This is a genomic window from Variovorax sp. 10N432, from assembly GCF_056394465.1.
In genome coordinates this window covers 164,675-187,562 of record NZ_JBFTHX010000003.1, presented here as the reverse complement: position 1 = coordinate 187,562, position 22,888 = coordinate 164,675, and the positions used below count along the sequence as shown (strand labels likewise).

Here is a 22,888-nt window from a genome sequence, read left to right as displayed (position 1 = left end):
GGCACCAGCCGGCCGCCAGCAGCAACGGGAAATCCATGGGAATCGTGATCTTCGACGGAGTGGCCTACGGCATGCTCCTGTTCCTCATCGGGGTGGGCCTGTCCATCACGATGGGCCTCATGAACTTCGTCAACCTCGCGCACGGCACGTTCGCGATGGTCGGCGGCTACGCCGCAAGTGTTCTGATGAACCATTTCGGCGTCGGCTTCTTCCCGTCGCTGGCGGCGGCCTTCATCGCCGCCGCGCTGGTCGGCGCGGTGCTCGAGTTCTGCTTCTACCGCCGGCTCTACCGCGCCCATCCGCTCGACCAGGTGCTGCTGTCGATCGGCATCGTGTTCGTCTCGGTCGCCGTGTTCACGTATTTCTTCGGCCCGACCATGCAGGCCTTCCAGCTGCCGCCGCTGCTGGACGGCCGGGTGTCGCTGCTCGGGCTGGAGGTGGGACGCTACCGCCTGTTCCTGATCCTCTGCGGCGTGGCGGTGCTGGCGGCCCTGCTGGGGGTGCTCGGCAAGACCCGCTACGGCGCGATGGTGCGGGCCGCGGTCGACAACCAGCGCGTCGCCGGCGGCACCGGCATCCACGTGCAGCGGCTGTTCTTCCTGACCTTCTCGCTGGGCTGCGGGCTGGCGGGCCTCGGCGGCGCGCTGAGCCTCGGCATGCTCGGGCTCGAGCCCTCGTTCCCGCTCAAGTACCTCGTGTACTTCCTGATCGTGGTCTGCGTCGGCGGCGCCGGCACCATCACCGGCCCCTTCGTGGCCGCGCTGCTGGTCGGCATCGTCGATGTCGCAGGCAAGTACTACCTGCCGGAAGCCGGCGCATTCCTCATCTACGTCGTCATGATCATCATGTTGCTGGCACGGCCCAACGGCATCATCCCGCGCAAGGGCCTGGCATGAAGCCGCTCGCGCTGTCCCCCGCCCGCCTGCGAGGCGTCGAGGTCTTCTTCTGGCTCGCACTGGCTTCGAGCTTCTTCCTCCTGCCCGACAAGCTCACGCTGATGAGCCAGATCGTGATCTTCGGCCTGTTCGCGGTCTCGCTGGACATGGCGCTCGGCTACGCCGGCATCCTCACGGTGGGCCATGCGGCCTTCTTCGGCGCCGGCGCCTATGCCGCCGGGCTGCTGGCCAAGCACGGCTGGAGCGAGCCCTTCAGCGGCCTGCTGTTCGCCCTGCTGCTGTGCGTCGCGCTCGGCTATGTGCTGAGCTACCTGGTGGTGCGCGGCGCCGACCTCACGCGGCTCATGATCACCATCGGCGTGTGCATGCTGCTGGCCGAGCTGGCCAACCGGCTGTCGTCGATCACCGGCGGCACCGACGGCCTGCAGGGCGTGGTGATCGCGCCGGTGCTCGGGCTGTTCGAGTTCGACCTGTACGGCAAGACCGCTTTCGCCTATGCGTACGGCGTGGTGCTGGTGGTCTTTCTCGGCGTGCGGCTGGTGCTGCGCTCGCCGTTCGGGCTCACGCTGCGTGGCATCCACGACAGCCGCAAGCGCATGCTGGCGATCGGCTCGCCGGTCGAGGCCCGCCTGCGCCTGGCCTATGCGCTGTCGGCCGGCGTGGCCGGCATCGCCGGCGCGCTGCTGGCCCAGACCACGCAGTTCGTCGGCATCGAATCGATCGGCTTCAACCGCTCGGCCGAGGTGCTGATCATCCTCGTGCTCGGCGGCACCGGCCGGCTGTACGGCGGCATGATCGGCGCGATCGTCTACATGCTGGTGCACGACTGGTTCGCCGATCTCAATCCGCAGTACTGGATGTTCTGGCTCGGCATCTTCCTGATCGCCGCCGTCATGCTGGGCCGCGGCGGGATCATGGGCGCGCTGTCTCGATTGGTGAAGACCGGGAGGGCGTCATGAGCGCCGTACTGCGCACCTGCGGCCTCGGCATCTCCTTCGGTGCCTTCCGCGCGGTCGACGACGTCAACCTCACGCTCGAACCCGGCGCGCGCCAGGCCCTGATCGGCCCCAACGGCGCCGGCAAGACGACACTGATCAACCTGCTGACGGGCGTCTTCAAGCCAACCCACGGCACGATCCACATGGGCGAGCGCGAGCTCACCGCGCTCAGCGCCGACAAGCGCGCCCGCATGGGGCTGGCGCGCACCTTCCAGATCAACACGCTGTTCCCGAGCCTCACGCCGCTGCTGTCGGTGGTGCTGGCGATCAGCGAACGCGAAGGCCTGGGCGCCGTCTGGTGGCGCCCGCTGATGCGCCACAAGGCGGCGTTCGACGAGGCCCATGCGCTGCTCGGCCAACTCAAGCTCGACGCGCTGGCCGACGTGCCGGTGGCCGAGCTGGCCTACGGCAAGCAGCGCCTGCTCGAGATCGCGCTCGCCATGGCCGCCAAACCCCGCATCCTGCTGCTCGACGAGCCCGCCGCCGGCGTGCCCGAGGACGAGAGCGGCGAACTCTTCGAAGCCATCGCCGAACTGCCGCAGGACATCAGCGTGCTGTTCATCGAACACGACATGAACCTCGTCTTCCGTTTCTCGCGCCGGATCTCGGTGCTGGTCGCCGGCCGGATCCTCACCGAGGGCAGCCCGGCGGAGATCGGCCGCGACCCGCGGGTGCGCGAGGTCTATCTCGGCCATGGAGCTGCCCATGTCTGAAATGCTCGCCTTCGACCAGGTGGTCGCCGGCTACGGCAACGCCGTCGTGCTCGACCGCTTGAGCTTCGCGCTCGCGCAGGGCCAGAGCCTCGCCATCCTCGGACGCAACGGCGTCGGCAAGACCACCCTGCTCGAGACGCTGATGGGCAACACCCGCGTGATGCGCGGCGCGCTGCGCTGGTGCGGCGAGGACATCACGCGCTGGCCGGCCCACCGGCGCGTGCGCGCGGGCCTGGGCTGGGTGCCGCAGGAGCGCGAGGTGTTCCCGTCGCTGACCGTCGAGGAGAACCTGACCGTGATCGGCCGGCCCGGTCCCTGGAACCTGCAGCGGGTCTACCAGTTCTTCCCGCGGCTGCGCGAGCGGCGCGGCAACTACGGCAATCAGCTGTCCGGCGGCGAGCAGCAGATGCTGGCCATCGGCCGCGCCCTCATGACCAACCCGAAGCTGCTGCTGCTCGATGAGCCGATGGAAGGCCTGGCGCCGATCATCGTCGAGGAGCTGGCTCGCTCAATCCGCCACCTTTGCGAGAGCGAGGGGCTGGCGTCGATCGTGGTCGAGCAGCATCCGGTGCTGGCGCTCGAGATGACGCACCAGGCCATCGTGCTCGAACGCGGCACGGTGGTGCATGCCGGTCCGAGCGCGGCGCTGGCGGGCGATGCGTCGCTGCTCGAGGGCCTGCTCGGCGTCGGAATGGCCGACGTGCAGGCATGAGGGGTCGGCGCCGATGAAGCCGATCGCGGTCTTCCAGCACACCGAGGTGGGGGCACCGGGCGCGGTGCTGCCGATCCTCGGGGCCCTGGGCCGCGAGGTGGAGATGGTGCGCATCGTCGACGGCCAGGCGGTCCCTGCGGACGCTTCGCGCTTCAGCGGCCTGGTCTTCATGGGCGGCTACATGGGCGCGCACGACCCGCTGCCTTGGATCGCACAGGAGCTTGCACTGATCCGCGACGCCGATGCGCGCGGCATCCCGGTTGCCGGCCATTGCCTGGGAAGCCAGCTGGTGGCGCTCGCGCTGGGAGGCGAAGTCCATCCGCACGACCGGCCCGAGATCGGCTGGTGCGAGATCACCGCGGAAGCCGGCGACACGGCGCGTGCGTGGTGGGGCGAGGAGCACGCGGGCAAGGTGCTTCAGACCTTCCAGTGGCACGCCGACACCTTCACGCCCCCGCCCGGCGCGGTCCCGCTGGCGCGCGGCGCCTACTGCGCCAACCAGGCCTTCGTGCTGCGCGACCGGCATCTGCTGGTGCAGTCGCACCTCGAGATGACGCCTGCACTGGTCGAGCTGTCGATGGCGCGCAACGGCCAGCAGCTGGTTCGGCAGAACGCGCTCGCGAATCCGGCGGCGAGCGCCGGCGGCGACCTGCTGAACGATCTGCCGAAGCGCACGCAGGAAATGCACGCGTTGCTGGGGCGGCTCTATGCACGATGGGTGGTGGGCTGCGGGTGACCCGCTCGGGGCGCGCATTGCGAAGTGGAATCCGAGGGGACTAGGCGATGTCGACAACCACTCTGCCAACAGCCCGACCGCTGGTCGCGCGAGCGTGTGCGTCCGCGGCCTGACCGAGCGTGAATCTCTGCGTGTCCAGGAGAGGGCGAAGCCGACCCGCATCGACCAGTTCGGCGATCCGGGCCAGGATGTGTCCGTGGTGGGCGCGGCCCTTGCCACTGAGCATGGGCATCAGCGTGAAGACGCCGGAATAGGTGGCCCCTCGGAAGGACAGCGGCGCCAGCGAGTGGGTGCCCCAACCCAGAGCGCTCACGACGTGGCCGGTGTAGCGGCGTACAGACACGAATGACGCATCGAGCGTGGCGCCACCCACGGTGTCGTACACCACATCGAATCCTTCATCCGCCGTGTGCGCGTGAACATGGTCCGCAGGGGTCGAAGCCGTGTAATCGATGGGCGTCGCGCCGAACGAACGCACGACATCGAACTGCGCGGGCTTTGCAGTCGCGTAGACGTCGGCGCCGAATGCGCGAGCGATCTGTATGGCCACATGCCCGACACCCCCCGCTCCGCCATGTACGAGGACCTTGTGACCGCTACTGGCGCGTGCGCGGTCGATCAGGCCTTCCCAGGCGGTGATCGAGACCAGCGGCAGTGCGGCGGACTCCCGCATGGACAAGCGCTTCGGCTTGTGCGCGAGGAGGTCCGCGTCTACCGCAGCGTATTCGGCCAAGGTCCCTTGCAGGCCACCCACGCCACCGACGAGACCGTAAACCTCGTCACCCACCTCGAAGCGGGTGACGCCGACACCGACCTGGACGACAACCCCTGCCATGTCCATTCCAAGAACCGCCGGCAGGGGGTGCTCTGCATGCGCCGCGACGCCGGCGCGAATCTTGGTGTCGAGCGGGTTGACGCCGCTGGCTCCGATACGCACCAGGACATGCCCCCGAGGGACATCCGGAACCGGGCGGGCTAGAACTTCGAAGGGGCCGTCGGTCTCGTGAACGACAGCAGCCTGCATGGTGGCGGGAACGAGTGAGCGGGGCATGGGAAACGTCCTTTTGATATGCGATGCGCGTGAATCCAGGACTTCAGTTTGAGGTGTTCGTCTTTGCATGTAAATTCACGAATCTGAACTTCTCTCATTCATATTTGAATGCGTCATGGACTGGAGTGATGTGCGCATCTTTCTGGCGGTCGCTCGCTCGGGCTCGCTGAGTGGCGCAGCGCAGCGCTTGGGGATGTCCCAGCCAACCATGGGACGTCGCCTGCGAGCCTTGGAAGACTCGACCGGTCAGAGGCTGTTCCAACGCGGGCGCGAGGGGTTTCAACTCACGGATGAAGGCGCGTCGGTGCTATTGCACGCCGAGCGGATGGAAGAAGAGGCGCTCTCCATCGAGCGACAACTTGCAGGACGGGGCGCCGAGCTCCAAGGTCTTCTCCGGGTGTCGTCTTCAGACTGGTTCGGACTCCATGTGCTTTCGCCCGTAGTTGCGCGGTTCGTTGCGCTTCACCCAGGGGTGCGCGTCGACCTCATCACGGACTCGCGCTTTCGCGACCTTGCCCGACGCGAGGCGGAGCTGGTGTTTCGCATCCGGCCTTCGGAAAGCCCGGACATCGTCCAACGGCAGTTCATGCACATGACCTATGCCCTGTACGGTCCGGTCGGGATGCCTCCGCCGACGGCAGGCGATGGCGCGGGCAGCCGGCTCATCACGTTGGATGCGGCGTTCGAGGACCTCCCGGATGTGCACTGGCTGCGAAACACGTTTCCGGGAGCGACCTTCGCGCTGGGTAGCAACAATCGCGATGTGCAGGCTCGCACATGCGCCCTGGGGGCAGGTTTCGCCGTGTTGCCGACTCTGCTGGGTGACCAGTTTCCCGGTATCGAGAGACACGATGTCCACCCGTCACCCCCGGGCAGGGACGTTTGGTTCGCCTATCACCAGGACCTGCGTGGACTGGCACGACTGCGCGCATTCCTGGACCTGGTCATCAATTGCGTCGGCGAGGGCGCCGGTTCGACGTCGAGCAGCCCGTAAAATCCAAATTGGCGTCGATTTGAATAAGCGAAGTTCATTCATTCATTCAATAAAGACTCCTTTGTCGCCAACGTTCATGACGCCATGCGACGAACCCCCTCAACTTCAAAGGTTCAGACTCAATGACGAAGTCCTACGCGCAACTCAAATCCGCCATCGCCAAACTCGAAAAGGAAGCGGCTGCGCTCCGTGAAGCTGAAATGACAAAGGTGATTGCGCAAATCAAGGAGTCGATTGCCACGTTCGGCCTGACTGTCGAACATCTCTTTGGCCGTGGCGCCAAAGCGTTGAAGGTGGCCGCCGGCAAGACCCTCGGCGATGGCAAGGCACCTCGCAAGGGCGCAGGCATTCCCAAGTACCGCCATCCCAAGACGGGCAAGACCTGGACCGGCTTCGGCAAGGCTCCCGGATGGATTGCCACGGCTCGCAACCGTGACAAGTTCCTCATCGCCCCCTCTGGCGTCGATGCGGCACCTTCGGTCGAAGGCGTCGACGCGCCGGTCGCGGCCGTCGCAAAAACCACCCGCAAGGCCCGCCTTGTCGCACCGGTGAAAAAGTCGATTCGCGCCAAGAAGGCCGCGCCAAGGAAGAGTGCTCCTTTGAAGAAGGCTGCGCCGGCACGCAAGGCAGCTGCTGCGCCCAAGGCTCCAAAGGCCGCCGCCAAGACCCGCCGACCGCGCGCGTCCACGAAATCTTCGGCACCTGTGTCGCCCGCCGCCCCGGCAGAGACGACCGCATCCGCAAGCTGACAACGCAGTCCGCCTCCTTCGACCGAAGGAGGCAGACGAACGGGCCGCTGTGCGGCCCTTTTTTTGGCGCAGCTGCGCTCAGGGCAGCAGTTCGAACTTCAGGTCCGCCAGCGGCATCACCTTCTCCTCGCGCACCAGCTTGTATTCGGTGTTCGGGCCCAGCCACTTGGCCCAGAGGCGGTCGAGTTCGCCCGACTTCTCGAGCGCATACAGCGCGCCGTTCACCTTCGCCAGCAGCTGCGGCTCGTCCTTCTTCATGCCGATGCCGATCGGCTGCAGCACCATCGGCTCCTTGATCATCTTGAGCGGCACGCCTTCGGTCTTCGACTGGTTGACCAGCTTGGTGATGGTCATGGTGTTGGCCACCATCCCCATCGACTTGTTCTGCTGCACCGCCATGAAGGCCGATCCGGTGTCCTGGAAGGTCACGGGCTCGGAGCCGTTCATCTTGATGGACAGCTCGGAGGTCGAACCCTTGGTCGAACTCAGGCGCTTGCCCTTGAAGTCGGCCTTGGTGGTGCCGGGGTCCGAGGCCTTGACCGCGAGCATCTCCTTGGCGACGTAGTAGGGATCGCTGAACTGGATCTGTTCGCCGCGGCTCTTGGTGTAGGCCAGGTTGGCGATCGTCACGTCGACCCGGCCCAGCTTGACTTCAGGCACCCGCGCCTCCACCGACAGCGGCGTGACCTTGGCCGTCAATCCAAGCTCCTTGGCCACCGCGTTGCACAGGTCGACGTCATGCCCGACCATCTCCCGCGTCTTCGGGTCCGGCGCGGCGAACGGCGGCACGTCGGCGAAGGTGCCGCATTTGAGTTCCTTGCGCGCGGCGATGTCGGCCCACTGGTCGGCATGCGCCAGCAGGGAGAGCGCGGACAGGCAGACGCCCAGGGCGCCGAGTTGAAGAGCGGTCGGTTTCGACATGGAGATCTCCTGAAGGGGTGAGAGGACGGGGGAAGGGTCAATGGGCGCGCAGGTCGGACAGGAAGCGCTGCGCGCGCGGATGCTGCGGGTGACGAAAGAAGGTCTCGGGCTCGGCCTTCTCGAGGATCCGGCCGGCATCCATGAACCACACGCGGTCGGCGACTTCGCGGGCGAAGTTCATCTCGTGCGTGACGCACATCATGGTCATGCCATCGCTGGCCAGGCCACGCATCACCGACAGGACCTCGCCCACCATCTCGGGGTCGAGCGCGCTGGTCGGCTCGTCGAACAGCATCGCGGGCGGCTCCATGGCGAGCGCGCGCGCGATCGCCACGCGCTGCTGCTGCCCGCCCGAGAGCTGCGCAGGAAAAGCGCCGGCCTTGCCCGACAGGCCGACCCGCTCCAGCAGCTGGCCGGCCTTCTCGCGGGCCTGGGCCTTCTTCACGCCGAGCACCCGCATCGGCGACAGCATGATGTTGTCCATCACCGAGAGATGCGGAAAGAGGTTGAAGCTCTGGAACACGAAGCCGATGCGGCTGCGCAGCCGGTTGAGCGCCACGCTGCTCATCGGCGCGTGGATGTCGTGGCCGTCGAACAGCAGCTGGCCCGACTTGATCTCCTCGAGCCGGTTGACGGTGCGGATCAAGGTCGACTTGCCGGAACCGGACGGCCCGCAGACCACCACGACCTCGCCCTTCTTCACTTCGGCGCAGACGTCGGTCAGCGCCTGATAGTCGCCGTACCACTTGTTGATGTTGTTGAACAGAATCATGGGGTCGTCCTGGAGGGGCGATGGGGGGTTCATGGTCTGTCTCCGTCGGTTTCTGTGGTGGGCCGTCTGCGCGGCCTCAGGGATGGGTGGCCACGGCGGGCGGCAGGTCGCTGGCGCCGGGGTCCTGGCGGACGGCGGTGCCGAGCCGCTTGAGGGCGATGCGGCGCTCCAGCCAGAGCGCCAGCCGGGTCAGGCTGAAGCAGACCACGTAGTAGGTCATCGCCAGGATGAAGAACACCTGGAAGGGCTTGGTCAGCAACTGGTTGTTGATCTGGTTGGCGGCAAAGGTGAGCTCCTGGACATTGATCACGTAGCCCAGCGTCGTTTCCTTGATGGTCGAGATGAACTGGCTCAGCATGCTCGGCAGCATGTTGTAGAGCGCCTGCGGCAGGATCACGTAGAACATCGTCCCGAGGTGGCTGTGGCCGAGCGCGCGCGCCGCCTCGCTCTGCCCCTTGGGAAGGGACTGGATGCCCGCGCGCACCACCTCCGACAGGTAGGCGCCCTCGTAGATGACCAGCGTGCAGAGCATCGTCGTGAAGCCCGACACGTCGCGGCCGATCAGGATCGGCACCAGGAAATAGACCCACAGGATCACCATCAGCAGCGGCACGCCGCGCACGATGTAGACCAGCACCGTGGCGGGCACGCGCAGCAGCTTCCACGGCGACAGGCGCGCCAGCGCGAGCAGCACCGACAGCGGAAAGGCCAGCACGATGCCGAGCACCGACAGGATCAGGGTGGCGACGATCCCGCCCAGGGGCCCGTTCGGATACTGGCCCACCAGCAGCAGCAGCCAGTTGTCCCTGAGGATCTCGAAGATGCTGAACATGGGCTACCTCGCACCGACGATTCGATAGCGCCGCGCCACCCAGGCGCCGACGGCCATGATGAGCAGCGAGAACGCCAGGTACAGCACGGTGGCGGCGCTGTAGGCCTCGAAGGTGCGGAAGCTCTGGCTCTCGATTTCCTTCACCGCATGCGTCAGCTCGGCGACGCCGATCGCCATCGCCAGACTGCTGTTCTTGAACAGCGACACGCTGTGGTTCACCAGCGCCGGCACCGCGTTGCGGATCGCCTGCGGCAGCATCACGTGACGCATCGATCCGATGTAGCCGTGGCCCAGCGCCCGGGCGGCCTCGGCCTGCCCGGCGGGAATGGAGCGCAGGCCGGAGCGCATGTCCTCGCTGAAATACGCCGCCTGGCACAGGCCCAGCGCGACGATCGACAGCAGGGTCTCGGCGTTGTGCTCCGACAGCCAGGCCTGCAGGGCGTCGGGCAGCAGGCTGAAGATGCCGAAGTACCAGAGCATCAGCTGCACCAGGGTCGGCACGTTGCGGTGGTAGGACACATAGGCCGCCACGGCTCGCTCGGCGATCGGCTGGCCAGTCAGGCGCACCACCAGCAGCACGATCGCGATGGCCATGGCCAGCAGCCAGGAGCCGGCGGCGATCTGCAAGGTGGCCTCGATGCCGTGCAGCAGCATCAGGCCGAACTCGGGCTTGAGCAGGATCGCCAGGAGATCGAATTCCTTCATTGCCGGTCCTTGGTGTGGCAGGCGCCGTGCGGAGGGATGCGAGGCCCGGACTCAGGCCTGCGCCGCGCCGGGACGCGTGGTCGACAGGCCGCCCGGAACCTGCATGGTGGGCGTGATTTCCATGTGGCCGACATTGACCGCGATGGGCGCCGCGATCGCGAAGGCGATCGCATCCGCGATGTCCTCGGCCTGCGGCAGCTCGAAGCCTTCGACGAAGCGCTGGTGGGTGGCTTCGGAATCGCCGTGCACGTGGGCGAAGATGTCGGTCGCGACGCGGCCCGGACAAATCTCGGTGACCCGCACCCGTTTGCCGAAGCAGTCGATGCGCAGTTGCCGCGACAGCATGCTGACGGCGGCCTTGGTCGCGTGGTAGGTGCTGTTGCCGCCGAAGTTGTAGGCCGCCGCGATCGAGCTGATGTTGACCACGTGCCCGCGGTCGCGCGCGGCCATCCCGGGGACGACGAGCCGGCAGARGTGCAGCACGGCGCGCAGGTTGACGTCCACGAGCAGGTCGATCCCTTCGGCATCGGCCGCGAGGATCGAGCCGGGCCGGTCGACGCCGGCGTTGTTGACCAGCACGTCGAAGTCGACCTCCTTCGCCAGCGCGGTGATGCTGCGCAGGTCGCTGACGTCGATGGCGTGCGGGATGCAGCCGGTGCGCGCGGACAGCTCCTCGAGCTTGCCGCCGCTGCGCGCCAGCGCGTGGACCTGCAGGCCCTCCTTGCAAAGGCGCTCGACCACCGCGGCACCGATGCCGGAGGAGGCGCCCGTCACGAGGGCTGTCTTGTAGTCGGAGAACGGCATGGCGATGGCTTTCAGTGGAACGAAGGACGATGCGATGGATTCACTGTATCGAGCGCTCCGGCAACGCGCCAAGACGGTTTCTCTGTGGAGCGATAAGGGGCCCTTATGTCGCCCGGGAAGGGTGCGCGGCGGCTCGGGGTTGGCACCATGTCCGTGCCCTCAGGCCGCTTGCCTGGAGATCGGGACGACCCGTCCGTGCGCCTCGACCAGCGCGCGCACCCCGCGCGCCAGCGCCACCGCCCCCGGCGTGTCGCCATGGACCAGGATCGAGTGGACGCGCATCGGGATCTTTCGGCCGCCATAGCTGGTGACCGTGCCCTCCTCCAGCAGCTGGCGGACCCGGGCCAGCACGCGCGCCGGCTCGTGGATCACGGCGTCCGGCATCTTGCGCGGGATCAGCAGGCCCTCCTCGTCGCAGGCGCGGTCGGCCAGGAAGGTGGTTCGCACGCGCAGGCCGCAGTCCGCGGCGGCTTCCTCGATGGCGCGGCTGGCCGACGAGCTGATCGTGAGCGACGGATCGAAATCGGCGACGGTGCGCACCAGCGGCCCGGCCAGCGCCGGATCGGCCGCCGCCATGTTGCCGAGCGCGCCGTGGAAGCTCATGTGCGTCATGCGGTGGCCGGCGGCCCGGGCCATGCCGGACAGCGCGGCGAGCTGGTAGAGCACGCAGGCAGCGAGCTCGGCCGGGTCCATCTGCATCTGGCGCCGGCCGAAGCCGACCAGGTCCGGAAAGCCCACGTGGGCGCCGACGTCGACCCCGTTCCTGAGCGCCGTGCGCACGGTGCGGTCCATGATGAGCGGGTCGCCGGCATGGAAGCCGCAGGCGACGTTGGCCGACGAGACGATGCCGAGCAGGGCCTCGTCGTCGCCCATGCGCCAGGGTCCCAGCCCCTCGCCGAGGTCGGCGTTCAGATCGATGTCCATGGTGCGGTCCCTTCGCCGTCAGGTCGTTTCTTGAAACTCGATCAGGGCGGCGCCGAAGCCGACCGCCGCCCCATCGTCCGCGAGCCACCGGGCCACCCGGCCGGCCACCGGCGCGAGCACCGGCAGCAGGAGCGGGCCGATCTGCAGCACGCCCACGGCCTGCCCCGCCGGTACCGGCTCGCCGATCGGCGCCAGCGCTGCGGCATGCAGCGGGTGCGCGCGCCTGAAGACGCCGACCGAGGCGGCCCGCAGCGTCGTTGGCGCGGGGTGGGCCTGCGGCGCGCCGAAGCGCAGGGTCTCGAAGGGCGTGCGCAGCTCGAAGTAGCCGATGTCGGTCCCGGCCAGCCAGCGCGCGATGTCCTCGCGTTGTGCGTCGGTCTTCTTCACCGGGCGCCTCGCGCGCTGCAATGCAGCGACACCATCCGTTCGACCTTCGCCAGCCATTGGCGGGCTTCGTCGCGCGCAGCCACGGCCTGCGCCCAGGTGGTCTCGATGAAGCGGATGCGGCTGCCGATCGGCGCCTGCCCGAGCCGCCACAGGTCGGCCTCGATCACGGTGCCGAACTTTGGATAGCCGCCGGAAGGCTGGGCGTCGCGCATCTGGACGATCGGCTGGCCGTTGTGGGGCACCTGGATCACGCCCGGCACGATGCCGTGCGACAGCAGCTCCATGGGTGCGATCGGACGCAGCGCTTCGCCGTCGAGCCGATAGCCATAGCGATCGCTCTGGGCGGTGATCTTCCAGTCGCGGTTCCAGAAGGCTTCGCGCGACGCGGGTTCGAAGGCCAGGTATTCGGCCGCCGGCAGGACCCGCACGGCCGCGATGCCGTCGCGCTGCAGGGGCATGGCCAGCGCCGGCGGAACCAGGCCGAAGCCGGTGGGCCGGCCGTGGCCGTCATGGCCGCAGCGCAGCACGTCGCCGCGCTTCAGCGCCCGCCCTTCGAAGCCGCCGAAGGCGCCGCGCAGCTGGGTGCTGCGCGAGCCCAGCACCTCGGGCACGTCGACGCCGCCGGACAGGCACAGCAGGGCCCGGCTGGCCCGCATCGGGCCCTTCGGGACGCCCAGCGCCAGCACCTCGCCGGCTCGTGCGCGATGCGTCCACCAGGGCAGCAGGGGCCGCTCGTCCAGCCGCGCGTCGCAGTCGGCGCCGGTCAGGGCAAAGGCGCAGTCCGCGCCGAAGCGCAGCTTGAAGGGAAACACCGGGATCTCGATGCCGGCCGCGCCCACCGCGTTACCGAGCATGAGGTTGCCGGCCGCCAGCGCCAGGTCGTCCATGGCGCCCGAGGTACCGACGCCCCAGCGCAGGCTGCCGTTGCGGCCGAGGTCCTGGACGGTCGCCAGCGCCGCGTTGGAAAGGATTTCGATCATCGGAGGACGGCCTCCACGCGAAAGCGGATCATGTCGCCAGGCTGCAATGCAGCCGGCGGCTCGGCCGCCGGGTCGAAGAAGGACATCGTGGTGCTCCCGATGGTGTTCCATCCGCTCGGGCCCGCGGACGCGGAGACGCCGGTCTGCGCACCGCCGATCGACACCGCGCCGCCCGGGATGCTCATGACCGGCACCTTGCGCCGCGGCGTGGCCAGGCGCGGGTCCATGCCGCCCAGGTAGCAGTAGCCGGGATGGCTGCCCAGCGCATAAACCGGGTAGAGCGGCGCGCTGTGGAGCTCGACGATTTGCTCGACCGAGAGCCCGGTATGCGCGACCACGTCCGCCATGTGCGGCCCGCCGGTGCCGCCGTAGACCACCGGCAGCTCGACCACCCGGCCGCTGCGGGCGAGCGGCCGCGCGGCCTGCCATGCGGCCACCAGCCGCTCCTGCAGCGCATCGAGGGTCTGCGGCGGCTCGACGAAGGTCAGCATCAGGTTCTTCATGCCCGGCACCGCTTCGCGGATCTCGGGCCAGGCCTCGGCCTCCTTCGCCAGCGCCCAGATGCGCTGCTGGGCTTCCAGGTCGAACGCGCCCGGCGCCTCGAACAGCAGCGCCGTGGTGCCGAGCAGGCTGAAGGCCGGCGTCGCGGGCGGCGCGTTCATGCCGCGCTCCGCTGCGCCAGCCAGCGCTCCAGATGGTGGATGTCGACGCCGCCGGCGGCGAAGCCCTCGTCCCGCATGATGGCCCGGTGCAGCGGCACGTTGGTCGCGATGCCCTCGACCTGCATCTCGGCCAGCGCCAGGCGCATGCGATCGAGCGCATCGACGCGCGAGCTGCCGTGGACGATCAGCTTGGCGATCATCGAGTCGTAGTACGGCGGCACGCGGTAGCCGGCCCCGGCATGGGTGTCGACGCGTACGCCGAAGCCCCCCGGCATGTGCCAGCCCGTGATGCGGCCCGGCGAGGGTGCGAAGCTGGCCGGATCTTCGGCATTGATGCGGCATTCGATCGCGTGGCCCTGGCAGGCGATGTCGGCCTGGGTGAGTGCCAGCCGTTCGCCGCGTGCGGCGCGCAGCTGCTGCTGCACGATGTCGATGCCGGTGGTCATTTCGGTCACCGTGTGCTCGACCTGGAGCCGCGTGTTCATCTCGATGAAGTAGAAGGCGCCCTTCTCGTACAGGAACTCGAAGGTGCCCACGCCGCTGTAGCCGAGCTGCCGGCACGCGGCCGCGCAGCGCTCGCCCACCTCCGCCACCAGCGCCTCGTCGATGCCGGGCGCCGGCGCTTCCTCGACCACCTTCTGGTGGCGCCGCTGCAGCGAGCAATCCCGGCTGCCGAGCCAGATCGCATGGCCGTGGCTGTCGGCCAGCACCTGGATCTCCACATGCCGCGGATGCAGCAGGAACTTCTCGATGTAGACCTCGGCGTTGCCGAAGGCGCGGCGCGCCTCCTCGCGGGTCAGGGCGATGGCCTCGAGCAGCGCGCCTTCCTCGTGGACCACGCGCATGCCGCGCCCGCCGCCGCCGCCGGCGGCCTTGACGATGACCGGAAAGCCGACCTCGCGCGCCAGGGCCAGCACCTCGGCCGGCGCCGACGGCAGACCTTCGTCGGGTCCGGGAACGCAGGGCACGCCGGCCCTGCGCATCGCACGCTTGGCCGCCACCTTGTCGCCCATGGTGCGGATGCAGGCCGCGCTGGGGCCGACAAAGACCAGCCCGGCGTCCTCGACCTGCTGCGCGAAGCCCGCGTTCTCCGACAGGAAGCCATAGCCCGGATGGATCGCCTGCGCGCCGCTGACCTCGGCGGCGAACAGCAGCGCCGACGGGTCGAGGTAGCTTTGCGACGGGCTCGCCGGGCCGATGCACAGGGCCTGGTCGGCCTGCCGCACATAGACCGCGTCGCGGTCGGCTTCCGAGTGGACCGCCACGGTCCTGAGGCCCAGCCCGCGGCAGGCGCGCTGGATGCGCAGGGCGATTTCCCCGCGGTTCGCGATGAGGACGGTGTCAAACATCGGGCTGCCCCCGGTGGATGCGAAAGAGCGCCTGCCCGCCTTCGACTTCGTCGCCCGAGGCCACCATCACGGCTTCGATCGTGCCGTCGGCGTCCGCGCGCACCTCGTTGAAGACCTTCATCGCCTCGATCACGCAAAGGGTCTGGCCCGCTGCGATGCCCTGCCCGACCCGCACGTAGGCGGGCTCGCCAGGCGTCGGCTGCAGGTGGACCACGCCGTAGAGCGGCGCCACGCACAGGCTCGACGCGTCGGCGGCGGCGGCGGCCGCTTCCGGCTCGGCGACCCGCGCGGGGGATGGCGAACCGTCTTCGGCGGGCGTCGCCTTCTTCACCAGCCTCAGCGTGCTGCCGTTCTCGCTGAAGCTGAGTTCCGCGAGGTCCGACGCCGCGAGAGAATCGATGAGTAGCTTGATCTGTTCCTGGTTCATGCCCGGGTCCGCCGGTAAGGGCAGGCTCCTGAAGGACCGACGCGCTCCACGAACACGTGACGGCTGGCATGAAAGGTAACTGGCGCGCGCGCCGATGCCAAAGACGGTTTGGCTGTGGCGGGATAAGGGCGCCTTATGACGCGGGCGGCGGCCCGGGGCTCAGCGGCTGGCGGCGCCGCCGTCCAGGTCGGTGACCAGTTCGAGCAGGATGTCCTTCACCGCCTGCGCCGGCTCCGACAGCGGGAGGTGGTCGGACTGGCACAGCGCGAGCGGCGCTTCGATCACGGGGTCGACGATCTGGAACTGCCAGGCGCCGCAGGCAGCGACCACCTCGCGCGCCATCGAGGCCGGCAGGATCGTCGCGCCCAGGCCGTCGGCGATCGCGGCCGTCAGGGTGAAGGCGGATTCGATCTCGGCCACGATCCGGGGCGCGATGCCCAGCCGCATGCAGGCGGCATCGACCAGCTTGCGCACCACGTTGTAGGGGCGCGGCAGGAACAGTTCGATCTCGTGCAGGTCGGCCAGCCTCACCGGCTGCGCCGGCGCCGGCAGCGACGCCGGCCCGACCAGGAACAGGGGCTCCTTGAGCAGCGGCAGGAAGGTCAGGCCGTGGATGGCCTTGTCGCCGTACAGCACCGCCAGGTCCATGCGGCCGTTCATGATGAGCTCGCTCAAGGTGGTGCCGTAGTTCTCGTTGAGGTACAGCAGGATGCCGGGATGGCGCGCCCGCACGGTGCGCAGCAGGGGCAGCGACAGCGCCGAGGCCGCAGTGCCCGGCGCCAGCCCGACCRACACCGGCCCCGACACGCCCTGCCCGGCCGCCTCCATGTCGACCGTCGCCTGCTCGCACTGGCGCAGGATGATCTGGGCGTGYCGGTACAGCACCTTGCCGGCCTCGGTCGGCGTGACGCCACGCCCGGTCCGCACGAGCAATTGCTGGCGGACTTCGCCTTCGAGGGTCGCCAGTTGCTGGCTGAGCGCCGGCTGGGCGATGAACAGATGCTCGGCCGCCTGGGTCAGGCTGCCGATGTCCACGATCTTGACGAAGTATTTGAGGCGGCGGAGGTTCACGACCGGTCTACATGCAAAAGACAAGCCTGGCGTTCGGCTGTCGGGCTCCCATCTTAAGCACGCCGCCATTTCCAGGCTACGGGACTACCCGGATGCGTCCGTTGGTCAGCCGCTGGTAAAACCACGGCATGACAACAAAGTCCCGGATTCCGAACATCACCCGCGCCGAGTCCGAAAACCAGACGACCGGCTTCGCCAAGGTGTTCGGGTTCCTGCGCGAACAGCTGCTCGAAAGCCGCATCCGCACCGGCGACCGGCTGCTTCCCGAACGCGAACTGGCGCTCCAGCTGGGCGTGAGCCGTCCGATCGTGCGCGAAGGCCTTCGGGCCTTGTCCATGATGGGCGTGGTCGAGATCCGCGAACGCGTCGGCACGGTGGTGCGGCAGCCTGACGTTTCGGTGCTCGGCGACGTGTTCGCCTTTTCGCTGGCGCAGGCACCGGATGCACTGGACGATGTCATGCAGGCCCGCATTGCACTCGAATGCCAGGCCATCCGCCTCGCCTGCCAACGCGCCACCACCGCCGACATCGAGCGCATGCGCGCAGCACTGGACGCCATCGAGGCCACAGTGGACGACGCTGCCGGAGGGGCACTGGCCGACTTCGAATTCCACCAGGCGATCGTGCGGTCGAGCAAATCCGACACGCTGATCCAGCTGCATGGCGCGATGGCCGCGATGCTGACTCGCTCGCACCGGGACCGCCGCCATCTGGTGGGCGAACACAAGGACGAGTCGATCAAGCGCACCGTGGTCGAAGACCACCACCTGCTGCTGGAGATGGTGATCGCCGGCGACGAAGACGCCGCCGACCAGGCCCTTCGCAAGCACTTCCGCATCGGCGACGAATTGAGGCGGCAGAAGGCAATTGCTCCCCGCAAGGCGGCCGCCGCGCCGGCGGCCCCGCCGACCGCCAAGAAACCCAGGAAGGCCAAGGCAACCCCATGAGCGATGAAACAAGCAAGGGCGTCGTCGGCTTCATCGGCATCGGGACGATGGGGCGCGAGATGGCCATCAACCTCGCGAAAGCCGGCCATCGCGTGAAGGCCTACGACGTGCGGCGCGAGGCCGTCGACGCACTCGCGCCTTTCGGCATCGACGCGGCGGCCAGCATTGCCGATGCAAGCACCGCGGCCGACGCCGTGGTCACGATGCTGCCGGACACGCCGGACGTCGAGGCTGTCGTCCATGGCGACGGCGGACTCCTTGCTCATCCGCCGGCGGGTCGACTGGTCATCGACATGAGCACCATCGCACCCGGCGCCGTGCGCCGCATGTCCGCCGACCTGGCCCGCATCGGCGTCGCATTCCTCGACGCGCCCGTCTCGGGGGGGCCGATCGGCGCCCGGAACGCGGCGCTGTCCATCATGGCCGGAGGCGACGCGGCAGCCTTCGAAAAGGCCCGGCGCTTCTTTTCGGCGATGGGAACGACGATCACGCACGTCGGCGAAAGCGGGTCGGGCCAGACGGTCAAGCTGTGCAACCAGCTGATCTGCGGCATCAACTTGCAGGCGATCTGCGAAGCGCTGGCCCTCGGCCGTGCCGCCGGCGTCGACCTGCCCCGGCTGCGCGAGGTGCTCATGGGGGGTTCGGCCGCTTCCTGGATGCTCGACAAGCTGGGCCCGCAGATGATCGAGGGCGACGCTTCGGCCGGCTTCCGGATCGACCTGATGCTCAAGGACCTGCGCCTGGTGGCGCAGCAGGCCGCGGAAACCAACGTGCCGCTGCCGGCCACTTCACTGGTCACGACGCAATACCTCGATGCACGGGCCCACGGCGAAGGATCCAACGGCAACCAGGCCCTGTTTCGCGTCTACGACCGCATGAGCGGACAGGCACCTGCATGACGCTCGATTTCGCGGCGGTGCTGTCGCGCTGGCCGATGTTTCTCGACGGCGCGATCGTGACCGTGAAACTCGCGACCGGTGCCACCGTCATCGGCTTCGCCATCGGGACGCTGTTCGCCATCGCCAAGCGAAGCAACGTGGTGTGGGCGCAGCGCGTGGCAAGCGCCTATGTCGAGGCGATCCGCAACACACCGCTGCTGGTGCAGATCTTCCTGGTCTACTTCGGCCTCAGCAGCATCGGCCTCAAGCTGCCCGCCATCACGGTGGCGACCGCGGCGCTGATCATCAACGTCGGCGCCTATGCGACCGAGATCATGCGGGCCGGCTTCGACTCCATCCACAAGGGCCAGGTCGAGGCCGCCGAATGCCTGGCGCTCAGTCGCCGGCAGGTCTACTGGCACGTGGTCCTGCTGCCGGCGATGGAGCGGGTCTACCCGGCGCTGACCAGCCAGTTCGTGCTGCTGATGCTGGCGACCTCGGTCTGCTCGCAGATCTCCGCCGAAGAGCTCACGGCCGTGGCGAACTTCGTGCAGTCCGACACCTACCGGCCGTTCGAGACCTACGTGCTGGTCGGCGTCCTCTACGTGCTGCTCTCTCTCGCCATGCGCGCAGCGTTCTGGGGGCTGGGCATGTGGCTCTTTCCGCGCCGGCGCCGGCTGGGGACCGCCCTGTGACGACCGGCCTGAACGCCAATCACCTGCTGTTCCTGCTGCACGGGGCGGCCTGGACGATCGGCCTGTCGTTGATCGCCTTCATCGGCGGCGGCCTGCTCGGCATGGTCGTCGCGCTGTGCCGGGTGTCGCCGCTCAAGTCGGTGCGCCTGGCCACCGGCACCTACGTGCAACTGGTGCAGGGCACCCCGCTCATGGTGATCCTGTTCATGACCTTCTTCGGCCTCCCCGCCCTGGGCCTGAAGATCTCGCCGCTGACGGCAGCGAGCGCGTCGCTGCTGGTCTATGTGTCGGCCTACCTCGGCGAGATCTGGCGCGGCTGCATTCTCTCGGTGCCGCGCGCGCAGTGGGAAGCGGCCGAATGCCTGGCGTTGACCCGCGTGCAACGCATGCGGAAGGTCGTGTTGCCGCAGGCGATCCGCATCGCCACGCCGCCCACCGTCGGCTTCATGGTGCAGATCGTCAAGAACACCTCGCTGGCATCGGTGGTCGGCTTCGTCGAGCTGGCCCGTGCCGGCCAGATCATCAACAACTCGCTGTTCGAGCCCTTCCTGGTCTACCTGATCATCGCGGCGGTCTACTTCGCGCTGTGCTATCCCCTGTCGCGCTGGAGTCGCCGGCTCGAACGCCGCAGCGCCCGGGCGCAGGAAGCCCGGAGCTTGTCCACCCCGCCGGGCCAACTCTCCCTGACATGAGCGACAGCTATATGAACAGCGACGATCCCATCGTGATGCTGCGCGACGTGCGCAAGAGCTTCGGCAGCCACCTGGTGCTGGCCGGCGTCGACATGGAGGCGCATCGCGGCGAGGTCACGGCCATCATCGGCCGCAGCGGCTCCGGCAAGAGCACGGCGCTGCGCTGCATCGATCGCCTCGAAGTGGTCGACAGCGGCCAGATCTCGGTCTGCGGGCGCCGCGTGGACGACCCGAACGTCGACCTCAAGGCCTTGCGCCTCGACGTCGGCATCGTCTTCCAGAGCTACAACCTCTTCCCGCATCTGACGATCGAGGAGAACATCATGCTGGCCCCGCGTGCCGCCAAGGGCGTCGACAAGGCACAGGCGCGCGAACTCGCGCAATCCGTCCTCGCCAAGGTCGGCTTGTCGGAGAAGGCGAAGGCCTATCCCGAGCAGCTTTCCGGTGGCCAGCAGCAGCGGGTCGCGATCGCGCGGTCGCTGGCGATGCAGCCGAAAGTCATGCTGTTCGACGAGGTCACCTCGGCGCTGGACCCCCAGTTGACCGGCGAGGTCCTGAAGGTCATCGAGGAACTCTCCGCCGCCGGCATGACCATGGTCATGGTCACCCACGAGATGGCCTTTGCGCGCCGGGTGGCCGACAAGGTGGTCTTCATGCATTCCGGGCGCGTCTGGGAGCACGGCGATGCCAGCATCCTGACCGATCCGCAAACGCCGGAACTCCAACAATTCGTGCACAGCGACTTGTAGCTTCACCGATCCCAAGCGAAAAACCAAGGAGACAACATGACACCGATTCGTGCTTCCCTCGCAGCAGCCTGCCTCAGCCTGTTGGCATTGACCGCGCACGCCGACCTGCTGGACGACATCATGGCGGCGAAGAAGATACGCATTTCGACCGACGTCGCGATTCCTCCGGCCGGCATGATGGATGCCAACATGCAGCCCACCGGCTCCGATGTCGAGACCGCGAAGCTGCTGGCCCAGGATTGGGGCCTGCAGATCGAGTGGGTGCCGACCACCGGCGCGACCCGCATTCCGAACCTCAACACCGGCAAGGCCGACATCGTCATCTCGACCCTGTCGGTCACGCCCGAGCGGGCCAAGATCATCGACTTCTCGAAGCCCTACGCGGTTCTTCAATCGGTCGTGGGCGCGCCGAAGAATGCGTCGATCAAGGATTGGGGCGACCTGAAGGGAAAGAACGTCACGGTGTCGCGCGGCACGACGCAGGACACCGAACTGAGCGCCATGGCGAACGACAAGGGCTTCAAGGTCGTGCGCTACGACGACGACGCCACCGTGGTCGCCGCAGGCGCCACCGGCCAGGCGGAGGTCGTCGCGACGTCGGTGGCGCTGGTGAACCAGATCTCGGCCAAGAATCCGCAGAAGCCCTGGGAGCCGAAGTTCGTCATCCGCAACTTCGACCTCGCGATCGGCGTCAAGCAAGGCGAGCCGCGGCTGTTGGCGAAGCTGAACGAATGGGTCGCCGCCAACCTCAAGAACGGCAAGCTGAGCGACACCTACAAGAAGTTCTATGGTGTCGGCCTGCCCGCGTCCATGACCAACTGAAAACCTGAAAGAACGCAGCACCATGAAACTCGCCATCGGCTCGGACCACGCAGGTTGGGCACTCAAGGGCGGCGTGATCGCCCATCTCGAGGCGCTCGGCCACCAGGTGGTCGACGTCGGAAGCCATGACGCCAACCCGGTGGATTTTCCGGACATTGCCCAGGCACTGACGGCCCAGGTGCTGTCCGGCGAGGTCGAGCGCGGCATCATGGTGTGCGGCACCGGCGTCGGCGCCGCGATCGCGGCGAACAAGGTGCGCGGCATCCGCGCCGCCGTCTGCCACGACGTGCATTCGTCGCACCAGAGCGTCGAGCACGACGACGTCAACGTCATGTGCATCGGGGCCCAGATCGTGGGACCCTGGCTTGCCAACGACTTGGTGACGGCGTTCCTCGATGCCAGGTTCGACGACAACGAAGACTATCGCCGTCGGGTCCGGAAGCTGCACGACATGGAGCGAGACCTCAAGTGAACGCCCCGGCGTTGCGGCAAGGCGTCGTCGTCTTCGGCAGCCTGAACATGGACCTGGTGGCACGCGTGCCGCGCATGCCCAGGCCCGGCGAGACCCTCACCGGCGAGAGCCTGCTCGTCAATCCCGGCGGCAAAGGGGCCAACCAGGCGGTGGCCTGCGCGCTCCAGGGTGCAAGGGTGCAGATGGTGGGCCGGGTCGGCGACGATGACTTCGCGGACCAGCTGCGGGCAGCCCTGGACAGCCGTCGGGTCGACCACACCGGCGTCGGCAGCACACCGGGCCAGAGCACCGGCGTGGCGATGATCATGGTCGACAGCGGCGGACAGAACTGCATCACCGTGATTCCCGGCGCCAACGCATCGGTGACCGTCGCCGACGCGGACCTCCTGCGGACGCATCTCGAACGGGCGGCGATGCTGCTGCTGCAGCTCGAGGTGCCGTTGGCCTCGGTGGTGCGTGCCGCCGCGGTCTCGCGCCAGGCCGGCTGCACCGTCCTGTTGAATCCTGCGCCTGCGCAACTGCTGCCGCCCGAACTGTGGCGATCGATCGACATCCTGGTCGTCAACGAAACCGAGGCCGGCCTCCTCTCCGGCATGCCCCTGGTCACGCGCTCGAACGCCGGGGAAGCTGCGAGCCTCCTGCGCCGAAACGGACCGGGCGACGTGCTGGTGACCCTGGGCGAGCAAGGCGTCGTATGGAGCTCCGGCGCCGGAACGCAGCACTTCGAGGCGCAGCCGGTTGTCGCGGTCGATACGACGGCGGCGGGGGACACGTTCATCGGGGCATTTGCGGCCCTGCGGGCGGAAGGCCGCGGGATGGCCGAGGCCATTCGCCATGCCATACGCGCCGCGGCAATCTGCGTGACGCGCGTCGGCGCCCAGGCGTCGATGCCTTCGCGGGCTGATGTCCTTCGGGAGACCTTTCCCAACCCACCATAAGCTCTTCCTATA

The 22,888-nt window shown here is 68.0% G+C and carries 28 protein-coding genes; 15 read left to right on the top strand and 13 right to left on the bottom strand.

Annotated elements, in window-relative coordinates:
• Positions 1-35: 35 nt before the first annotated feature.
• The 5 genes from AC1DF3_RS05170 to AC1DF3_RS05150 are packed head-to-tail and all read left to right on the top strand — an operon-like array spanning position 36 to position 4,055.
• Positions 36-896: a branched-chain amino acid ABC transporter permease gene (locus AC1DF3_RS05170; RefSeq protein ID WP_286530399.1), complete on the top strand. Its 861-nt coding sequence runs from the start codon at positions 36-38 to the stop codon at positions 894-896.
• Positions 893-1,855, top strand: a complete 963-nt coding sequence (locus AC1DF3_RS05165) for a branched-chain amino acid ABC transporter permease (RefSeq protein ID WP_286530401.1) — start codon at positions 893-895, stop codon at positions 1,853-1,855. The genes AC1DF3_RS05170 and AC1DF3_RS05165 overlap by 4 nt, the downstream gene beginning before the upstream one ends.
• Positions 1,852-2,607, top strand: coding sequence for an ABC transporter ATP-binding protein (locus AC1DF3_RS05160; RefSeq protein ID WP_478139015.1), 756 nt, complete (start codon positions 1,852-1,854; stop codon positions 2,605-2,607). Before AC1DF3_RS05165 ends, AC1DF3_RS05160 begins: the two co-directional genes overlap by 4 nt.
• Positions 2,600-3,319, top strand: coding sequence for an ABC transporter ATP-binding protein (locus AC1DF3_RS05155; RefSeq protein ID WP_286530404.1), 720 nt, complete (start codon positions 2,600-2,602; stop codon positions 3,317-3,319). The genes AC1DF3_RS05160 and AC1DF3_RS05155 overlap by 8 nt, the downstream gene beginning before the upstream one ends.
• A 13-nt stretch (positions 3,320-3,332) precedes the next feature.
• A complete protein-coding gene (locus AC1DF3_RS05150; RefSeq protein ID WP_286530406.1) occupies positions 3,333-4,055 on the top strand; it encodes a type 1 glutamine amidotransferase in 723 nt (240 codons plus the stop codon).
• 40 nt (positions 4,056-4,095) lie between these two features.
• Here AC1DF3_RS05150 and AC1DF3_RS05145 read toward each other — a convergent pair whose 3' ends face one another.
• Positions 4,096-5,106 carry a zinc-binding dehydrogenase gene (locus tag AC1DF3_RS05145; protein WP_301807788.1) on the bottom strand — a complete coding sequence of 337 codons (1,011 nt, stop codon included), beginning with the start codon at positions 5,104-5,106 and terminating at the stop codon, positions 4,096-4,098.
• 115 nt (positions 5,107-5,221) lie between these two features.
• On the opposite strand from AC1DF3_RS05145, the gene AC1DF3_RS05140 reads away from it, so the two are divergent.
• Both AC1DF3_RS05140 and AC1DF3_RS05135 read left to right on the top strand, forming a co-directional pair.
• Positions 5,222-6,100: a LysR family transcriptional regulator gene (locus AC1DF3_RS05140; protein ID WP_478139014.1), complete on the top strand. Its 879-nt coding sequence runs from the start codon at positions 5,222-5,224 to the stop codon at positions 6,098-6,100.
• Between the two features lie 122 nt (positions 6,101-6,222).
• Positions 6,223-6,849 (top strand): H-NS histone family protein, encoded by a 627-nt coding sequence (locus AC1DF3_RS05135; protein ID WP_478139013.1) that lies wholly within the window; start codon positions 6,223-6,225, stop codon positions 6,847-6,849.
• A 78-nt stretch (positions 6,850-6,927) separates the two neighbouring features.
• On the opposite strand, the gene AC1DF3_RS05130 is transcribed toward AC1DF3_RS05135, so the two are convergent.
• The 12 genes from AC1DF3_RS05130 to nac form a co-directional block, all read right to left on the bottom strand.
• Complete coding sequence (locus AC1DF3_RS05130) at positions 6,928-7,770, bottom strand: ABC transporter substrate-binding protein (protein ID WP_286530414.1); 843 nt, start codon at positions 7,768-7,770, stop codon at positions 6,928-6,930.
• A 37-nt stretch (positions 7,771-7,807) separates the two neighbouring features.
• The gene (locus AC1DF3_RS05125; RefSeq protein ID WP_286526091.1) at positions 7,808-8,542 is read right to left on the bottom strand and encodes an amino acid ABC transporter ATP-binding protein; all 735 of its coding nucleotides are present in this window, start codon (positions 8,540-8,542) and stop codon (positions 7,808-7,810) included.
• A 76-nt stretch (positions 8,543-8,618) separates the two neighbouring features.
• The gene (locus AC1DF3_RS05120) at positions 8,619-9,374 is read right to left on the bottom strand and encodes an amino acid ABC transporter permease (protein ID WP_286530416.1); all 756 of its coding nucleotides are present in this window, start codon (positions 9,372-9,374) and stop codon (positions 8,619-8,621) included.
• A 3-nt stretch (positions 9,375-9,377) separates the two neighbouring features.
• Positions 9,378-10,079, bottom strand: coding sequence for an amino acid ABC transporter permease (locus tag AC1DF3_RS05115; protein WP_286530418.1), 702 nt, complete (start codon positions 10,077-10,079; stop codon positions 9,378-9,380).
• A gap of 51 nt (positions 10,080-10,130) precedes the next feature.
• Positions 10,131-10,883 carry an SDR family oxidoreductase gene (locus AC1DF3_RS05110; protein ID WP_478139012.1) on the bottom strand — a complete coding sequence of 251 codons (753 nt, stop codon included), beginning with the start codon at positions 10,881-10,883 and terminating at the stop codon, positions 10,131-10,133.
• A gap of 159 nt (positions 10,884-11,042) precedes the next feature.
• Positions 11,043-11,807: a LamB/YcsF family protein gene (locus tag AC1DF3_RS05105; RefSeq protein WP_478139011.1), complete on the bottom strand. Its 765-nt coding sequence runs from the start codon at positions 11,805-11,807 to the stop codon at positions 11,043-11,045.
• A gap of 18 nt (positions 11,808-11,825) precedes the next feature.
• The gene (locus AC1DF3_RS05100; RefSeq protein ID WP_286530423.1) at positions 11,826-12,194 is read right to left on the bottom strand and encodes a biotin/lipoyl attachment domain-containing protein; all 369 of its coding nucleotides are present in this window, start codon (positions 12,192-12,194) and stop codon (positions 11,826-11,828) included.
• Positions 12,191-13,174 (bottom strand): 5-oxoprolinase subunit C family protein, encoded by a 984-nt coding sequence (locus AC1DF3_RS05095; RefSeq protein WP_478139010.1) that lies wholly within the window; start codon positions 13,172-13,174, stop codon positions 12,191-12,193. Before AC1DF3_RS05095 ends, AC1DF3_RS05100 begins: the two co-directional genes overlap by 4 nt.
• Positions 13,171-13,836 (bottom strand): 5-oxoprolinase subunit PxpB, encoded by a 666-nt coding sequence (gene pxpB, locus AC1DF3_RS05090; RefSeq protein WP_478139009.1) that lies wholly within the window; start codon positions 13,834-13,836, stop codon positions 13,171-13,173. Before pxpB ends, AC1DF3_RS05095 begins: the two co-directional genes overlap by 4 nt.
• On the bottom strand, positions 13,833-15,185 hold the full coding sequence (gene accC, locus AC1DF3_RS05085) for an acetyl-CoA carboxylase biotin carboxylase subunit (protein WP_478139008.1): 1,353 nt from the start codon (positions 15,183-15,185) through the stop codon (positions 13,833-13,835). Before accC ends, pxpB begins: the two co-directional genes overlap by 4 nt.
• Positions 15,178-15,612: an acetyl-CoA carboxylase biotin carboxyl carrier protein gene (locus AC1DF3_RS05080; protein ID WP_478139007.1), complete on the bottom strand. Its 435-nt coding sequence runs from the start codon at positions 15,610-15,612 to the stop codon at positions 15,178-15,180. The genes accC and AC1DF3_RS05080 overlap by 8 nt, the downstream gene beginning before the upstream one ends.
• A 159-nt stretch (positions 15,613-15,771) precedes the next feature.
• Positions 15,772-16,683: a nitrogen assimilation transcriptional regulator NAC gene (gene nac, locus AC1DF3_RS05075; protein ID WP_478139006.1), complete on the bottom strand. Its 912-nt coding sequence runs from the start codon at positions 16,681-16,683 to the stop codon at positions 15,772-15,774.
• A gap of 128 nt (positions 16,684-16,811) precedes the next feature.
• On the opposite strand from nac, the gene AC1DF3_RS05070 reads away from it, so the two are divergent.
• The 8 genes from AC1DF3_RS05070 to rbsK are packed head-to-tail and all read left to right on the top strand — an operon-like array spanning position 16,812 to position 22,876.
• Positions 16,812-17,630 carry a FadR/GntR family transcriptional regulator gene (locus AC1DF3_RS05070; protein WP_301807822.1) on the top strand — a complete coding sequence of 273 codons (819 nt, stop codon included), beginning with the start codon at positions 16,812-16,814 and terminating at the stop codon, positions 17,628-17,630.
• Positions 17,627-18,529 (top strand): NAD(P)-dependent oxidoreductase, encoded by a 903-nt coding sequence (locus AC1DF3_RS05065; RefSeq protein ID WP_478139005.1) that lies wholly within the window; start codon positions 17,627-17,629, stop codon positions 18,527-18,529. The genes AC1DF3_RS05070 and AC1DF3_RS05065 overlap by 4 nt, the downstream gene beginning before the upstream one ends.
• Entirely contained in the window at positions 18,526-19,203 is a 678-nt protein-coding gene (locus tag AC1DF3_RS05060; protein ID WP_286530437.1) for an amino acid ABC transporter permease, read from the top strand. The genes AC1DF3_RS05065 and AC1DF3_RS05060 overlap by 4 nt, the downstream gene beginning before the upstream one ends.
• Positions 19,200-19,895: an amino acid ABC transporter permease gene (locus tag AC1DF3_RS05055; RefSeq protein ID WP_478139004.1), complete on the top strand. Its 696-nt coding sequence runs from the start codon at positions 19,200-19,202 to the stop codon at positions 19,893-19,895. The genes AC1DF3_RS05060 and AC1DF3_RS05055 overlap by 4 nt, the downstream gene beginning before the upstream one ends.
• Complete coding sequence (locus tag AC1DF3_RS05050; RefSeq protein WP_478139003.1) at positions 19,892-20,644, top strand: amino acid ABC transporter ATP-binding protein; 753 nt, start codon at positions 19,892-19,894, stop codon at positions 20,642-20,644. Before AC1DF3_RS05055 ends, AC1DF3_RS05050 begins: the two co-directional genes overlap by 4 nt.
• Positions 20,645-20,680: 36 nt before the next feature.
• Positions 20,681-21,466 carry a transporter substrate-binding domain-containing protein gene (locus AC1DF3_RS05045; RefSeq protein ID WP_478139002.1) on the top strand — a complete coding sequence of 262 codons (786 nt, stop codon included), beginning with the start codon at positions 20,681-20,683 and terminating at the stop codon, positions 21,464-21,466.
• Positions 21,467-21,488: 22 nt separating this feature from the next.
• Entirely contained in the window at positions 21,489-21,938 is a 450-nt protein-coding gene (rpiB, locus tag AC1DF3_RS05040) for a ribose 5-phosphate isomerase B (RefSeq protein ID WP_286525909.1), read from the top strand.
• Positions 21,935-22,876 (top strand): ribokinase, encoded by a 942-nt coding sequence (rbsK, locus tag AC1DF3_RS05035; protein ID WP_478139001.1) that lies wholly within the window; start codon positions 21,935-21,937, stop codon positions 22,874-22,876. The genes rpiB and rbsK overlap by 4 nt, the downstream gene beginning before the upstream one ends.
• The last annotated feature ends 12 nt before the right edge of the window (positions 22,877-22,888 follow it).

Excerpts from the sequence above, each read along its gene's own strand:
- AC1DF3_RS05115 (WP_286530418.1), bottom strand. The coding sequence starts at position 10,079 with ATGAAGGAATTCGATCTCCTGGCGATCCTGCTCAAGCCCGAGTTCGGC.
- AC1DF3_RS05065 (WP_478139005.1), top strand. The coding sequence starts at position 17,627 with ATGAGCGATGAAACAAGCAAGGGCGTCGTCGGCTTCATCGGCATCGGG.
- accC (WP_478139008.1), bottom strand. The coding sequence starts at position 15,185 with ATGTTTGACACCGTCCTCATCGCGAACCGCGGGGAAATCGCCCTGCGC.
- pxpB (WP_478139009.1), bottom strand. The coding sequence starts at position 13,836 with ATGAACGCGCCGCCCGCGACGCCGGCCTTCAGCCTGCTCGGCACCACG.
- rpiB (WP_286525909.1), top strand. The coding sequence starts at position 21,489 with ATGAAACTCGCCATCGGCTCGGACCACGCAGGTTGGGCACTCAAGGGC.
- AC1DF3_RS05130 (WP_286530414.1), bottom strand. The coding sequence starts at position 7,770 with ATGTCGAAACCGACCGCTCTTCAACTCGGCGCCCTGGGCGTCTGCCTG.
- AC1DF3_RS05140 (WP_478139014.1), top strand. The coding sequence starts at position 5,222 with ATGGACTGGAGTGATGTGCGCATCTTTCTGGCGGTCGCTCGCTCGGGC.
- AC1DF3_RS05155 (WP_286530404.1), top strand. The coding sequence starts at position 2,600 with ATGTCTGAAATGCTCGCCTTCGACCAGGTGGTCGCCGGCTACGGCAAC.
- AC1DF3_RS05125 (WP_286526091.1), bottom strand. The coding sequence starts at position 8,542 with ATGATTCTGTTCAACAACATCAACAAGTGGTACGGCGACTATCAGGCG.
- AC1DF3_RS05045 (WP_478139002.1), top strand. The coding sequence starts at position 20,681 with ATGACACCGATTCGTGCTTCCCTCGCAGCAGCCTGCCTCAGCCTGTTG.
- AC1DF3_RS05160 (WP_478139015.1), top strand. The coding sequence starts at position 1,852 with ATGAGCGCCGTACTGCGCACCTGCGGCCTCGGCATCTCCTTCGGTGCC.
- AC1DF3_RS05080 (WP_478139007.1), bottom strand. The coding sequence starts at position 15,612 with ATGAACCAGGAACAGATCAAGCTACTCATCGATTCTCTCGCGGCGTCG.
- AC1DF3_RS05070 (WP_301807822.1), top strand. The coding sequence starts at position 16,812 with ATGACAACAAAGTCCCGGATTCCGAACATCACCCGCGCCGAGTCCGAA.
- AC1DF3_RS05170 (WP_286530399.1), top strand. The coding sequence starts at position 36 with ATGGGAATCGTGATCTTCGACGGAGTGGCCTACGGCATGCTCCTGTTC.
- AC1DF3_RS05165 (WP_286530401.1), top strand. The coding sequence starts at position 893 with ATGAAGCCGCTCGCGCTGTCCCCCGCCCGCCTGCGAGGCGTCGAGGTC.
- AC1DF3_RS05105 (WP_478139011.1), bottom strand. The coding sequence starts at position 11,807 with ATGGACATCGATCTGAACGCCGACCTCGGCGAGGGGCTGGGACCCTGG.
- AC1DF3_RS05145 (WP_301807788.1), bottom strand. The coding sequence starts at position 5,106 with ATGCCCCGCTCACTCGTTCCCGCCACCATGCAGGCTGCTGTCGTTCAC.
- AC1DF3_RS05095 (WP_478139010.1), bottom strand. The coding sequence starts at position 13,174 with ATGATCGAAATCCTTTCCAACGCGGCGCTGGCGACCGTCCAGGACCTC.
- AC1DF3_RS05050 (WP_478139003.1), top strand. The coding sequence starts at position 19,892 with ATGAGCGACAGCTATATGAACAGCGACGATCCCATCGTGATGCTGCGC.
- AC1DF3_RS05060 (WP_286530437.1), top strand. The coding sequence starts at position 18,526 with ATGACGCTCGATTTCGCGGCGGTGCTGTCGCGCTGGCCGATGTTTCTC.
- AC1DF3_RS05120 (WP_286530416.1), bottom strand. The coding sequence starts at position 9,374 with ATGTTCAGCATCTTCGAGATCCTCAGGGACAACTGGCTGCTGCTGCTG.
- AC1DF3_RS05135 (WP_478139013.1), top strand. The coding sequence starts at position 6,223 with ATGACGAAGTCCTACGCGCAACTCAAATCCGCCATCGCCAAACTCGAA.
- AC1DF3_RS05150 (WP_286530406.1), top strand. The coding sequence starts at position 3,333 with ATGAAGCCGATCGCGGTCTTCCAGCACACCGAGGTGGGGGCACCGGGC.